Source organism: Pseudomonas fortuita (assembly GCF_026898135.2).
Classification (GTDB): domain Bacteria; phylum Pseudomonadota; class Gammaproteobacteria; order Pseudomonadales; family Pseudomonadaceae; genus Aquipseudomonas; species Aquipseudomonas fortuita.
Genome location: NZ_CP114035.2, coordinates 396,489 through 410,841 on the forward strand (window position 1 = coordinate 396,489; position 14,353 = coordinate 410,841).

The 14,353-nt window shown below is 63.0% G+C and carries 10 protein-coding genes; 4 read left to right on the forward strand and 6 right to left on the reverse strand.

The features are described 5' to 3' along the window. Positions 1–218 precede the first annotated feature (218 nt). Complete coding sequence (yihG, locus tag OZ911_RS01770) at positions 219–1,106, reverse strand: 1-acylglycerol-3-phosphate O-acyltransferase, YihG family (protein ID WP_016484544.1); 888 nt, start codon at positions 1,104–1,106, stop codon at positions 219–221. 182 nt (positions 1,107–1,288) lie between these two features. Between yihG and rloA2 the strand changes: the two genes are divergently transcribed. The 4 genes from rloA2 (at position 1,289) to creD (ending at position 5,434) form a co-directional block, all read left to right on the forward strand. Beyond that, complete coding sequence (gene rloA2, locus OZ911_RS01775) at positions 1,289–1,789, forward strand: retropepsin-like aspartic peptidase RloA2 (RefSeq protein ID WP_016484545.1); 501 nt, start codon at positions 1,289–1,291, stop codon at positions 1,787–1,789. Positions 1,790–1,881: 92 nt separating this feature from the next. Next, on the forward strand, positions 1,882–2,562 hold the full coding sequence (creB, locus tag OZ911_RS01780) for a two-component system response regulator CreB (protein WP_023048955.1): 681 nt from the start codon (positions 1,882–1,884) through the stop codon (positions 2,560–2,562). Next, a complete protein-coding gene (gene creC, locus OZ911_RS01785) occupies positions 2,562–3,998 on the forward strand; it encodes a two-component system sensor histidine kinase CreC (protein ID WP_060518016.1) in 1,437 nt (478 codons plus the stop codon). The genes creB and creC overlap by 1 nt, the downstream gene beginning before the upstream one ends. A gap of 107 nt (positions 3,999–4,105) precedes the next feature. After that, entirely contained in the window at positions 4,106–5,434 is a 1,329-nt protein-coding gene (gene creD, locus OZ911_RS01790) for a cell envelope integrity protein CreD (protein ID WP_023047809.1), read from the forward strand. Positions 5,435–5,576: 142 nt separating this feature from the next. Here the strand turns inward: creD and OZ911_RS01795 are convergent, their stop codons facing one another. From OZ911_RS01795 to aceE, 5 genes are all read right to left on the reverse strand, one after another. Beyond that, positions 5,577–6,200, reverse strand: a complete 624-nt coding sequence (locus OZ911_RS01795; RefSeq protein ID WP_016484549.1) for a glutathione S-transferase — start codon at positions 6,198–6,200, stop codon at positions 5,577–5,579. A 3-nt stretch (positions 6,201–6,203) separates the two neighbouring features. After that, positions 6,204–6,872, reverse strand: a complete 669-nt coding sequence (gene msrA, locus OZ911_RS01800; protein WP_016484550.1) for a peptide-methionine (S)-S-oxide reductase MsrA — start codon at positions 6,870–6,872, stop codon at positions 6,204–6,206. A 167-nt stretch (positions 6,873–7,039) separates the two neighbouring features. Beyond that, complete coding sequence (locus OZ911_RS01805) at positions 7,040–9,727, reverse strand: putative bifunctional diguanylate cyclase/phosphodiesterase (protein ID WP_016484551.1); 2,688 nt, start codon at positions 9,725–9,727, stop codon at positions 7,040–7,042. 313 nt (positions 9,728–10,040) lie between these two features. Beyond that, positions 10,041–11,681 carry a dihydrolipoyllysine-residue acetyltransferase gene (aceF, locus tag OZ911_RS01810; RefSeq protein WP_016484552.1) on the reverse strand — a complete coding sequence of 547 codons (1,641 nt, stop codon included), beginning with the start codon at positions 11,679–11,681 and terminating at the stop codon, positions 10,041–10,043. Between the two features lie 13 nt (positions 11,682–11,694). Beyond that, positions 11,695–14,340: a pyruvate dehydrogenase (acetyl-transferring), homodimeric type gene (aceE, locus tag OZ911_RS01815; RefSeq protein WP_016484553.1), complete on the reverse strand. Its 2,646-nt coding sequence runs from the start codon at positions 14,338–14,340 to the stop codon at positions 11,695–11,697. Between the last annotated feature and the right edge of the window lie 13 nt (positions 14,341–14,353).

Below are 14,353 nucleotides of genomic sequence, written 5' to 3' on the forward strand. Positions count from 1 at the left end.
TGTGCTTTGATCGATTTTTATCCACTTAGGTGGGGTGTGACAAAGAAGTAATCCTAATGTCGATTATTAGCCTGGGTTTTAATCGGGCATTTGTCGGGTATTCATTGGCCTCTTCGCGGGACAAGCCCGCTCCCACAGGTACCGCACACACCTTGGGAAGGGTGGAGTATCTGTGGGAGCGGGCTTGCCCCGCGAAGAGGCCGGTCCAGGATGACGGCTTAGCCAATCTCCGAGCGCAGTTGCTCGATCCGCTGGTCCTTCTGCACCCACACCTGATTCACCCAGGCCTGCACAGTCTGGCGGAAGGCCGGATCATTCTCGTAATCCCCCGCCCAGAGTGCCGGGTCCAGCTCTCGCACCTGAATGTCGATAATCACCCGGCTAATGCTGCCGTTGAGCAACGCCCAGAACCCCGGTGCCTGGTTGCCGGGGTACACGATGGTCACGTCCAGCAACGCATCCAGCTGCTCGCCCAATGCCGCGAGCACAAACGCCACGCCCCCTGCCTTGGGCTTGAGCAGGTAGCGATACGGCGACTGTTGCTGCTGGCGCTTGGCTTCGGTAAACCGGGTGCCCTCCAGGTAGTTCACCACGGTCACCGGCTGGCGCTTGAACAGCTCGCAGGCCGCCTTGGTGATTTCCAGGTCCTTGCCCTTGAGCTCGGGGTGCTTTTCCAGAAACGCCTTGCTGTAGCGCTTCATGAACGGGTAATCCAGCCCCCACCAGGCCAGGCCGAGCAGCGGCACCCAGATCAGCTCCTTCTTGAGGAAGAATTTGAAGAACGGCGTGCGGCGGTTGAGGCTTTCGATCAACGCAGGGATATCGACCCAGCTCTGGTGGTTGCTCACGGCCAGGTAGGACGTGTCCTTGCGCAGGTTCTCCACGCCGCGGATGTCCCACTGGGTAGGAATGCACAGGGCGAAGATGGCCTTGTCGATTTCCGACCAGGTTTCGGCCACCCACATCACCGCCCACGAGGCATAGTCGCGGCCACGGCCCGGCAACACCAGCTTGAGCAGGGCGAAGACCAGCAGCGGGCAGATCAACACCACCGTATTGAGCAGCAGCAGAGTGGCAGTGAGAATGCCGGTCAGCAGGCGACGCATAAAGAGACTCTTGTTGTGGGAGATTAACGGTTGGCAATGATAAGCAGGGCCGTGGCCTACGCCAAATGTCCAATGCCCTGCGGCGGCAACAAATGTTTCACATTATGTTGATTAGGCTTGGCACAGCGAACCTATCCTGCCAGTGCAGTCTAAGCACTGACCCTTCTCAAGGAAGCCTGCTTGTGAAATCTCTGTTTGCCATGTTGTCACTGTTGGCGCTGCCAGTCATGGCCGCCGAGCCTACGATATACGGCCGGTACGAGAACATCGCCCTGCCCGAGCTGGGCGAAACCCTGAAAGCCAAGATGGACACCGGTGCCTTCACCGCGTCGCTGTCGGCCAAGGACATCGAGCTGTTCACCCGCGATGGCGAGGAATGGGTGCGCTTCCGCCTGGCGACCAAGGATTCCGATGGCAAGGTGTATGAGCACAAGGTCTCGCGCATCAGCAAGATCAAAGGCCGTGCCGATGAAGAGGAAGAAGGCGATGCGCCGGAAATCTCCAAGCGCCCGGTAGTGGACCTGGAGCTATGTCTGGGTGATGTGAAACGCACCGTGGAGGTGAACCTGGTCGACCGCAGCAGCTTCAACTACCCGCTGCTCGTGGGCTCCAAGGCGCTGCGCGAGTTCAAGGCCGCGGTCAACCCGGCCAAGAAGTTTACCGCTGGCAAGCCTGACTGCTAAGCAGTAGCTGCAAGCTGCAAGTGAGAACAGATCAGTGTAAGTTCACGTGATCCGCTTTCACTTGAAGCTTGCAGCTTGAGGCTTGTAGCTCGATGCCCCATATCCTCATCGTCGAAGACGAAGCCGCGATCGCCGACACCTTGGTTTATGCCCTGCAGGCCGACGGCCACAGCACCGAATGGGTGACCTTGGGCGGCGCCGCCCTCGACCAGCAGCGACAGCGCCCAGCCGACCTGATCATCCTGGACATCGGCCTGCCCGACATCAGTGGCTTCGAAACCTGCCGCCAATTGCGCCGTTTCACCGAAGTGCCGGTGATGTTCCTCAGTGCCCGCGACGGTGAAATCGACCGGGTGGTGGGCCTGGAAATCGGTGCCGACGACTACGTGGTCAAACCCTTCAGCCCGCGTGAAGTGGCTGCGCGAGTGCGGGCGATCCTCAAACGCATGGGCCCCAGGGCCGAGTCTGCCACCGATGCGGCGTTGTTCCAGCTCGACACCCTGCGCATGCAGATCACCTATCGCGGCCAGCCACTCACGCTGACCCGCCACGAATTCCGCCTGCTGCAATCCCTGCTGGAGCAGCCGCAGCGGGTATTCAGCCGAGAACAGCTGCTTGATGCCCTGGGGGTGGCCTCCGATGCAGGCTACGAGCGCACCATCGACAGCCATATCAAAAGCCTGCGCGCCAAGCTGCGCCAGGTAGCGGGTGACGCCGAGCCGATCCAGACCCACCGCGGCCTCGGCTACAGCTACAGCCCGGACCACGCCTGATGCGCCTGGGCATCCGGATTTTTCTGGTGTACTTCCTGTTCGTCGGCCTGGCGGGCTATTTCCTGCTCAACACGGTGCGTGAACAGATCCGCCCGGTGGTGCGCCAGTCATCCGAAGAAACACTGGTCGACACCGCCAACCTGTTGGCCGAGATCCTGCGCGATGACGTCAAGGCCGGCACCTTGAGCCAGAGCCGCCTGCCGCAAGTACTCAAGGCCTACGGCTCGCGCAGCCCGGGCGCGCAGATCTGGGGCCTGGCCAAGAACCAGGTCAGCCACCGCATCTATGTGACTGACGCCAAGGGCATCGTGCTGCTGGACTCCAGCGGTGAGGCGCTGGGCAAAGATTACTCGCAGTGGAATGACGTGCTGTTGACCCTGCGCGGCCAGTACGGCGCCCGCTCCACCCGCAGCGACCCCAATGATGAAAGCACCTCGGTGATGCACGTCGGCGCACCGATCATCGACGACGGCAAGATCATCGGCGTGGTCACCGTGGCCAAACCCAACAGCTCGCTGCAGCCGTACATCGACCGTTCCGAGCGGCGCCTGCTCACGCTGGGTCTGGGGCTGATCGGCCTGGGCTTGCTGATTGGCGCGGCGCTGTCGTGGTGGCTGGCGCGCTCGCTGCGCCGGCTGGCGCGTTATGCCCAGGCGGTCAGCGAGGGCGAGCGTGCCGCGTTGCCGCACTACAAGGGCGGCGAGCTGGCGCACCTGGCCCAGGCGGTGGAACGCATGCGCACCCAGCTGGAGGGCAAGGCTTATGTCGAGCGCTATGTGCATACCCTGACGCACGAACTGAAAAGCCCGCTGGCGGCCATTCGTGGGGCTTGCGAGCTGCTGCAGGACGAGGGCATGCCCGCCGACCAGCGCGCGCGCTTTGCCGGCAACATCGAGCGCGAGAGCGAGCGTTTGCAGCAGATGGTCGAGCGCCTGCTCAACCTGGCCAGGGTCGAGCAGATGCAGGCCCTGGAGGATGAACAGCAGGTGGCGCTGGCGGCGCTGGTGGACGAGTTGCTGTTGGCTCATGGGGCGCGGATCGAAGGCGCCGGTTTGCACGTGCGTCAGCGGGTGCCGGCGGGTTTGCGCTTGCTGTGTGATCCGTTCCTGATGCGCCAGGCGCTGGCCAACTTGCTGGATAACGCACTGGATTTCACCCCCGCAGGTGGCGCCCTGCTGTTTGACCTGGAGCGCGACGGCGAGCGGGTGGCATTGAGCCTGTTCAACCAGGGGCAGGCGATACCGGCATATGCCATCGGGCGGGTCAGCGAGCGGTTCTACTCGCTGCCGCGGCCGGGTAGCGGGCGCAAGAGCACCGGGCTGGGGCTGAATTTTGTGGCCGAGGTGATGCAACTGCATGGCGGGGCGTTGGCGGTGGATAACGTCGATGGCGGGGTGCGGGTGCGGTTGTGGCTGCCGGTGCGGCGTATCAGCTGAGATTGCCGGGGCTGCACAGCAGCCCCAAATACACTCAAACCACACAGGCTCTCCACACAGCCTCCACGCAAGACGCAGACACTGCGCCCACTGCCACAGGAGGCCCCATGACCAAGACCCTCGGTTACAAACTCGGCATGATCGCCGTACTTATATTGCTGCTGCTCATTCCGCTGCTGCTGATCAACGGCCTGATCGATGAACGCCAGGCCCTGCGCGACAACGTGCTGCGCGACATTGCCCAAAGTGCCAGCTTCGACCAACAGCTCAGCGGCCCGCTGCTGGTGGTGCCGTACCGCAAGTACCAGCGCCGCTGGATCGAAAAGGACGGCGAGCGCACCCAGGAAACCAGCACCATTGCCGGCCACCTGTACTTCCTGCCGGAAACGTTCGACGCCGACCTGGGGGTGGACACCGAACTGCGTGCCCGCGGCATCTACCAGGCCCGGCTGTTCCACGCCAAGGGGCGTATCAGCGGCCGTTTCAAGCTCCCGGAGCGTTGGGGTATCGACAAGGACTTCGACGACTACCGCTTCGACAAACCCTTCCTGGTGGTGGGCATCAGCGATATCCGCGGCATCGAGAATGGCCTGGAGCTGAGCTTGGACGAACACAAGGTGCCGTTCGAGGCAGGCACCCAGCTCGACTGGATGCGCGGTGGCGTGCATGCCAGCCTGCCGGGGCTGGACGGCATGCAGGCACGGGAATTCAGCTACGGCTTCGACCTTGCATTGCAGGGCACCGGCCAGTTGCACATCGTGCCGGTGGGCCGCACCAGCAACGTGGACATGCGCGCCAACTGGCCGCATCCGAGTTTTGTCGGCAACTACCTGCCCAACCGCCGTGACATCGATGCCCAGGGCTTCAGCGCCCACTGGCAGACGTCGTTCTTCGCCACCAACCTTGAGGATGCCCTGCGCCAGTGCGCCACCGCCGGGCAGTGCGCAGATTTCAGCGAGCGCAGCTTCGGCGTGAGCTTTGTCGACCCGGTGGACCAGTACCTGAAAAGTGAGCGGGCGATCAAATACGCGTTGCTGTTCATTGCGCTGACCTTCGCCGGCTTCTTTCTGTTCGAGGTGTTGAAGAACCTGAGTGTGCACCCGGTGCAGTACATCCTGGTCGGCGTGGCGCTGGCGTTCTTCTACCTGCTGCTGCTGTCTTTGTCCGAGCACATTGGCTTTGGCCTGGCGTACGGGCTGTCGGCTTCGGCGTGTGTGCTGCTGATCGGCTTCTACCTGAGCCATGTGTTGCGCAGCCTGGGACGAGGGGTCGGGTTTGCGGCTGGGCTGGCGGCGCTGTATGCGCTGCTTTATGGGCTGCTGAGTGCCGAAGACTATGCACTGCTGATGGGATCGCTGCTGTGCTTTGGCTTGCTGGGGGTGTTCATGGTGCTGACCCGTCGGCTGGACTGGGCGCGGGTGGGGAGGTCGGCATGAGGGAGGACAGAGAAATCGGGCGGTGGCTGGCCCTGAGGATTGGGCAGCTGTTTCCTGCATTACCTAGGTGAAGCTTTCGCGGGCACGCCCGCTCCCACAGCACTCTACCTGTGGGAGCGGGCGTGCCCGCGAAGAGGCCCTGTCAGGCAACTGGAGATGTGGCGACCATCGAAGGCCGCTTGGCCACCTCTGCATACCATGCAGCCAGGCCTGGCTGGCGTTCCCGCCAACCAAACTCCGGCTGACGCAAATCCAGATACCCCAGCGCACAGGCCACGCCAATCGCCGCCAGGTCGAACCCGGACATCAGCTCGGGCAGGTGCTCCTGCTCCAGGTTGGCCAGGCTACGGCGGATCTTGTCGCTCTGCGCCTGCAACCAGCCATCCCAGCGTTTGTCCTCTGGCCGCAAGAAACTTTCATAGCGCGACGACACCGCCGCATCCATGATCGCATCGGCCTGCGACACCAGGGTCATGCGCCGCCAGCGCGCCGAGCCTTCACGGGGCAGCAGTGGCAGGCCGACGTGTTGCAGGTCGAGGTACTCGCAGATCACCCGGCTGTCATGCAGCACGGTGCCGTCGTCCAGGCGCAGGGCCGGGATCTTGCCGATCGGGTTGTCCTGGTTGAGCTGCGGGTCGCCACTCACCGGGCTGATGTTTACCGCTTGCAGCTTTACGCGCTCAAGCTGCGAGGTCTCGTGCAGCACCACCATGACCTTGCGCACAAAAGGTGACAAGGGCGAGTGGAACAGGGTCATCGTGGTCATGGTTCAGTTGCCTTGCAGGCTGGGTGGCAGGCATACACCGGTGCCGCCGATGCCGCAGTAGCCGTCCGGGTTCTTGGCCAGGTACTGCTGGTGGTACGCCTCGGCGAAATACACGGTCGGTGCCTGGTCGATTTCGGTGGTGATTTCACCAAAGCCGGCTTTGGTCAGTTCGGCCTGGTAGGCGTCGCGGCTGGCCTTGGCCTGTTCCAGCTGTTCAGGGCTGGTGCAGTAGATGGCCGAGCGATACTGGGTGCCGACGTCGTTGCCCTGGCGCATGCCTTGGGTGGGGTTGTGCAGTTCCCAGAACATCGCCAGCAGCTCGCGGTAGCTGACCTTGTCTTTGTCGAACACCACCAGCACCACTTCGGTGTGGCCGGTCAGGCCCGAGCAGACTTCTTCGTAGGTAGGGTGCGGGGTGAAACCGCCGGCGTAGCCGACCACGGTGCTGACCACGCCTTCGCGCTGCCAGAAGCGCCGCTCCGCGCCCCAGAAGCAACCCAGGCCGAAGATGGCGAAGTCGATGGCGCCTTCAAAGAAGGGGCCGAGCAGCGGGGTGCCTTCGAACACGTAGTGGAACTCGGGCAGGCTCATTGGCGTTTCGCGGCCAGGCAGGGCCTGCTCCGCAGTTGGCATGACGTTTTTGTTCACCAGGATTTCCGAACGCAGGACCATGGCCGTTCCTCTGTGTTTTTTCAGTGGGATAGGTGTTGGGCCATCGCCGGCAAGCCAGCTCCCACAGGGATATCACAGGTCTGGAAATCTGTGCGGTCCCTGTGGGAGCTGGCTTGCCGGCGATAGGGCCCGAATAGGTTCTATAGTGCCCGAGGATTACGCCGCTGTCAGGCCACTGGTCCGCGCGGATAACGCTTCAGCCGTTCGGCCAGCTCGCGCCCAGGGATCGGCCGGTCGAACAGGTAGCCCTGGCCCACGTCGCAGCGGTGCCGGCGCAGGAACGCCAGTTGCTCCGGCGTCTCGATACCCTCGGCCACCACCTTCAGCTTGAGGTTGTGGGCCATGGCCACCACCGCCGAGGTGATTTCCATGTCGTCCTGGTTATCCGGGATTTCGTTGATGAAGCTACGGTCGATCTTGAGGATGTCGATCGGAAACTTCTTCAGGTAGCTCAGCGATGAATAACCGGTACCGAAGTCGTCCATGGCAAGGGTCAGCCCCAAGGCCTTCAGCTCGTCCAGCTGGCGGTGCGTGTCTTCGCTGGCTTCCAGCAGCAGGCCTTCGGTCAGCTCCAGCTCCAGCAAGTGCGGGGGCAGGGCTTCTTCCTTGAGGATGCTGCTGATTGATGCCACCAGGTCCGGGTCGGAGAACTGCTTGGGCGACAGGTTGATGGCCACGTGCAGGTTGCCCAGGCCGGCCTCACGCAGTTGCTTGCTCATGCGGCACGACTGGCGGACCACCCACTTGCCGATGGGTATGATCAGGCCGGTTTCCTCGGCCACGCTGATGAACTGGTCCGGGCGGATCATGCCGCGCTCGGGGTGGTTCCAGCGCAACAACGCTTCCAGCCCCAGCAGGCGGCCGCTGCGCAGGCAGATCTTGGGCTGGTAGAACACCTCCAGCTCGTTCTGGGTCAGGGCGCGGCGCAGGTTGTTCTCGACGAACAGCTTGTAGCTGGCCTCGGCGTTGAGCACTTCAGTAAACACCTGCACCTGGTGCTTGCCGTTGGCCTTGGCCTTGTGTAGCGCAAGGCCTGCGTTCTTCATCAGGCTGGCCGGGTCGGTGCCATGCAGCGGCGCGCAGGCCAGGCCTACCGAGGCGGTGACGTTGATCAGCTGGTTGTCGACGAACATGGGTTTGTCGAGTGTGCTCAGCAACTGCAAGGCAACGCCCTGGCCATCTTGCAGGCTGGTGTCGTCGAGCAGCACGGCGAACTCGTTACTGGCAAAGCGCGCCAGGATGCCACCGCTGTGCAGGCTGTTGCGCAGGCGCCGGGCCAGGCTGATCAGCAGCTTGTCGCCGGTCTGGTGGCCGAGGCTGTCGTTGATGCGCTTGAAGTTGTCGATGTCCACCAGCAGCAGGCACATCGCGCTTTCGCCATCACGGACAAAGCGCTCGTCCAGGCTGCGGATGAACGCCGGGCGGTTGCCCAGGTTGGTCAGGTTGTCGGTGTAGGCCAGGCGCTCGATGCGCTGCTGGGCCAGCTTGGTCTGGGTGACGTCTTCGTAGATGCCGATGTAATGGGTCAGCTCACGATTGTCGCCGTACACCTTGGAAATCGACAGTTGGCCCCAGTAGGGCTCCAGGTTCTTGCGCCGGCTCTTGAACTCACCCTGCCAGCTATTGCCCATGGCCAGGCTGGAGGGCGAGTCGAACAGCAGTTCGCTCAGGTTTTCCAGTGCAGGCAGTTCGCCCAGGTGGCGGCCTTGCACTTCGTCAGTGCTGTACTGGGTGATGGCGGTGAAGCTCGGGTTCACGTATTCCACCCGGCCATCACGATTGACCAGCAGGAAGGCGCTGGCGCTTTGCTCCACTGCACGCTGGAACAAGTGCAATGCGCTGGCGGCAGCGCGCCGGTTGTGGTTGGTGATGACCTGGGCGAACTGGTCGGCCAGCTCCCCGGCAAAGGCGATTTCGTCCGATTGCCAGGCCCGTGGTTGGCCGCTCTGCTCCAGGCACAGCACGCCGACCACCTGGCCATCAACGCGGATACTGGCATCGAGCATGGCCTTGTTTTCCGGGCGCAGGCTTTGCGTCAGGGCGCGGGTGCGTGGGTCGTGGCCGGCGTTGTGGGCGTCGATGGCGCGGCTGGCGTGCAGCGCCTCGAGGTAGTCGGGGAAGCGGCTGGCATCGATAGCTTCAGGCTGGCGATGCTCCTGTGCGTCACGGTACCAGGCGGTGATCGGTTCCAGGCGCTGGTCGTCCAGGTGCCAGATGCTGGCGCTGTCGACCTTGTAGATTTCGCAGGCGCTTTGGGTGATCAGCTGGGCGGCTTCCAGCAGGGAGTTCTCGGCGCTGTAGCGCTGACGCGCCAGGCGCAGGATGAGGTCCTGCTGACCGCGTACGCGCTCCAGGTGTTCCAGTTGTTCTTGCTGGGCACGCTGGTTCAGTTGCAGGGCCAGTTGCAGGCGGTTGTTGCGCGACTCCAGGTCGCTGGCGCTCTCGCCAGGGTCGTCGGGCTGGTCGTCGAGCACGCTCATGTAGCCGCGCAACAGCTGGCGGTTGTGCTGCTTGTAGGCTTCACCGGTCTCCAGCAGGCGCAGCAACTTGCCTGGCGTGTGCAGGGAGTAGCGCACGCGGTAGTAGCCGCGCTGGGCCAGTTGCAGCTGGATCTCGTCGTGCAGCCGGTAACGGGCCTCGGGTTCCATCAGGCTGGCGTACGGCGCGTCCACCAGGGCACACAGGTCGGCGGCGTGCAGGCCAAAATGGCGCTCGCAGGCCGGGTCCAGATAGAGCATGGCCCAGGTGGCTTCGTTGAGCCTTTCGAAACGCAGCATACCGAGCCGCGAGGGCACGGGTAACGGCGTGACGACCTCGGCCGCCACACGGCTGGCGGCATCGGTTTGGCTTTTCATCGAAGACTCGCTTGAACAGGGAGCGCGGCCATGTAGCGGCAGCGGATTCGGCAAGGTTGCATCATGTCCCGAGGGCTGGCAAGCGGCCATGCTTGATGCTGTGGACAGGTTATCGGCGGGTGGGGCGGAAAACTTAGATCGCCTTGGGGTTTTTGCCGCCTGGGAGATCGAGCGCCGCGCGGGCGGCGCTCGATCTCCCAGGCGCCGAATACTTTCGCCGGACAAAAAAAGCCCCGCCAATTGACGGGGTTGAGGTACGAGCGTGGCAGCTCGAAAAGGGTACCGCCCCTCCGGGGAGGGGCAGCGGGCTGCCTTACAGCAGCATGGTGCGGATATCGCCCAGCACGTCGCCCAGACGCTTGGTGAAGCGCGCGGCGGCAGCGCCGTTGATCACACGGTGATCGTAGGACAGCGACAGCGGCAGCATCAGCTTCGGCTGGAAGGCCTTGCCATCCCACACTGGCTGCATGGTCGCCTTCGAGACGCCCAGAATAGCCACTTCCGGCGCGTTGACGATCGGCGTGAAGCCGGTGCCGCCAATGTGGCCGAGGCTGGAGATGGTGAAGCAGGCACCTTGCATGTCGTCGGCCGACAGCTTTTTGGTGCGCGCCTTCTCGGCCAGTGCAGCGGCTTCGGCAGCCAGTTGCAGCAGGCTCTTCTGGTCGACGTTTTTGATCACAGGGACCAGCAGGCCGTCCGGGGTGTCCACGGCGAAGCCGATGTGCACGTATTTCTTGCGGATGATGGCTTTGCCGCTTGGTGCCAGCGAGCTGTTGAAGTCCGGCAGTTCCTTGAGCAGGAAGGCGCAGGCCTTGAGCAGCAGTGGCAGCACGGTCAGCTTCACGCCAGCTTTTTCGGCCACGGCCTTCTGTGCAACGCGGAAGGCTTCCAGCTCGGTGATGTCGGCGGAGTCGAACTGGGTAACGTGCGGTACGTTCAGCCAGCTGCGGTGCAGGTTGGCGGCACCGACCTGCATCAGGCGGGTCAGGGCCACTTCTTCCACTTCACCGAACTTGCTGAAGTCCACTGCAGGGATCGGCGGGATGCCAGCGCCACCGGTTGCACCGGCGGCAGCCGGGGCTTCCTTGGCCTTTTGCATCATCGCCTTGACGTAAACCTGCACGTCTTCTTTCAGGATGCGGCCGTGCGGGCCGGTCGCAGCAACTGCGCCCAGCTCGACACCGAATTCACGGGCCAGCTGACGAACAGCCGGGCCTGCGTGAACCTTGGCGTTGTTGCCAGCAGCCGGTGCGGTAGCAGCCGGTGCAGGGGCAGCAGCAGGGGCAGCAGCTGCAGGCGCGGCGGCCGGAGCAGCCTCGGCCTTGGCTGGCGCCGGGGCAGCAGCTGGGGCCGGGGCAGCAGCCGGGGCAGCGCCCGCCACTTTCAGCTTGAAGATCAGGTCGCCAGTGCCGACTTCGTCTTCCAGCTTGCACAGTACTTCTTCGACCACGCCAGCGGCAGGCGACGGGATCTCCATGGAGGCCTTGTCGGATTCCAAGGTGATCAGCGACTGGTCGGCTTCGACGGTGTCGCCGACCTTGACCAGCACTTCGATGATCTTGGCCTTGCCCGACGAACCGATATCCGGCACGTGGATGTCCTGCACGCTGGCAGCAGCCGGGGCTGCGGCCGGAGCAGCAGGAGCGGCCTCAGCGGCAGGCGCTGGCGCAGCTGCCGGGGCAGCGGCCGCGGCCGGAGCCTCAGGCGCCGCAGCAGCGGCACCCTCAGCTTCCAGCACCAGCAGCTCGTCGCCTTCTTTCAGGCGGTCGCCCAGCTTGACCTTCAGTTCCTTGATGACGCCGGCCTTGGGAGCCGGGATCTCCATGGAGGCCTTGTCGGACTCCAGGGTCAGCAGGCTCTGGTCAGCCTCGATACGGTCACCGACCTTGACGAACAGCTCGATGATTTCACCTTCACCGCTGCCGATGTCAGGTACGCGAATGAGTTCGCTCACTTAAAAATACTCCTCAGCAGTCCAGTGGGTTGCGCTTGTCCGGGTCGATGCCGAACTTGACGATGGCGTCAGCCACAACCTTGGGTTCGATCTCGCCACGGTCAGCCAGGGCTTCCAGGGCAGCCAGTACCACGAAGTGGCGGTCGACTTCAAAGAAGTGACGCAGCTTCTTGCGGCTGTCGCTGCGACCGTAACCGTCGGTACCCAGGACCTTGAACTCTTTGCTCGGCACCCACTGGCGAATCTGCTCGGCGAACAGCTTCATGTAGTCGGTGGAGGCGATGACCGGGCCTTTGCGACCGTTCAGGCACTGCTCGACGTAGGTCTGCTGTGGCTTCTGGCCAGGCTTCAGGCGGTTGGCGCGCTCTACGGCCAGGCCGTCGCGACGCAGTTCGTTGAAGCTGGTGACGCTCCACACGTCGGCACCGACGTTGAACTCTTCACGCAGGATCTTCGCCGCTTCGCGGACTTCGCGCAGGATGGTGCCGGAGCCCATCAGCTGTACGTGGTGCGCGGCTTCGCGGGTATCTTCTTCCAGCAGGTACATACCCTTGATGATGCCTTCCTCGACACCGGCCGGCATGGCTGGCTGCTGGTAGGATTCGTTCATCACGGTGATGTAGTAGAAGATGTCCTGCTGCTCTTCGGTCATCTTCTTCATGCCGTCCTGGATGATCACCGCCAGCTCATAGCCGTAGGTCGGATCGTAGGTGCGGCAGTTCGGGATGGTACCCGCCATCATGTGGCTATGACCGTCTTCGTGCTGCAGGCCTTCACCGTTCAGGGTGGTACGGCCGGCGGTACCGCCGATCAGGAAGCCACGGGTGCGGCTGTCGCCAGCGGCCCAGGCCAGGTCGCCAATGCGCTGGAAGCCGAACATCGAATAGAAGATGTAGAACGGCAGCATCGGCTGGTTGTGGCAGCTGTACGAGGTACCGGCAGCGATGAACGACGACATGGCGCCGGCTTCGTTGATGCCTTCCTCGAGAATCTGGCCCTTCTTGTCTTCGCGGTAGAACATCACCTGGTCTTTATCGACTGGCTCGTAGAGCTGGCCGACCGACGAGTAGATGCCCAACTGGCGGAACATGCCTTCCATACCGAAGGTACGGGCTTCGTCCGGGATGATCGGCACGATGCGCTGGCCGATTTCCTTGTCCTTGACCAGCTGCGCCAGAATACGCACGAAGGCCATGGTGGTGGAGATTTCGCGGTCGCCCGAGCCGTCCAGGATCGCTTTCAGCGTTTCCAGGGATGGGGTCGGTACGCTGAAGCTCTTGGCACGGCGCTGTGGTACGAAGCCACCCAAGGCTGCGCGGCGCTCGGCCAGGTACTTGGCTTCGGCAGAACCTTCTTCCGGCTTGAAGAACGGCAGGTTCTCAAGGTCGGCATCCTTGACCGGGATGTCGAAGCGGTCACGGAAGTGACGCAGGCTCTCAACGTCGACCTTTTTGGTGTTGTGCGCAGTGTTCTTGGCTTCGCCAGCACCGGTGCCGTAACCCTTGATGGTCTTGGCCAGGATGACGGTCGGCTGCTCTTTGTGGTTCACAGCCTGGTGGTACGCCGCGTAGACCTTGTACGGGTCGTGGCCGCCACGGTTGAGCTTCCAGATCTCGTCGTCGGACAGGTCTTCGACCATGGCCTTGAGCTCTGGGGTGTTGAAGAAGTTCTCACGAACGTACGCGCCATCTTTGGCTTTGTAGTTCTGGTACTCGCCGTCGATGACTTCGTCCATGCGGCGCTGCAGGGCACCGTTGGTGTCCTTGGCCAGCAGTGGGTCCCAGAAACGGCCCCAGACCACTTTGTTGACGTTCCAGCCGCCGCCACGGAACACGCCTTCGAGTTCCTGGATGATCTTGCCGTTGCCACGAACCGGGCCGTCGAGGCGCTGCAGGTTGCAGTTGATGACAAAGATCAGGTTGTCCAGTTTCTCGCGGCCGGCCAGGGCGATTGCGCCCAGGGATTCCGGCTCGTCGCACTCGCCGTCACCCATGAAGCACCAGACCTTCTGCTTGCCGGCCGGGATGAAACCACGGGCTTCCAGGTACTTCATGAAGCGCGCCTGGTAGATAGCCTGGATCGGGCCCAGACCCATCGATACGGTCGGGAACTGCCAGAAGTCAGGCATCAGCCATGGGTGCGGGTACGAAGACAGACCGTTGCCGTCGACTTCCTGACGGAAGTTGTTCATCTGGTCTTCGTTGATGCGGCCTTCCATGAAGGCGCGAGCGTAGACGCCCGGCGAAGCGTGGCCCTGGAAGAAGATCAGGTCGCCACCGTGTTCTTCGGTCGGGGCCTGGAAGAAGTAGTTGAAACCGATGTCGTACAGGGTGGCGCTGGAGGCGAAGCTGGAGATGTGTCCGCCCAGGTCCGAGTCTTTCAGGTTGGTGCGCATGACCATGGCCAAGGCGTTCCAACGCACCATCGAGCGAATGCGGCGTTCCATGAACAGGTCGCCAGGCATGCGTGCTTCGTGGGTGACAGGGATGGTGTTGCGGTATGGCGTGGTGATCGCATACGGCAGCTGGGAGCCACTGCGGGTGGCCAGCTCGCCCATACGGGTCATCAGGTAATGAGCGCGGTCTTCGCCTTCTTTGTCGAGGACCGACTCCAGGGCATCCAGCCATTCCTGGGTTTCGATTGGATCGAGGTCTTGCATGGCTTGCTCCAGG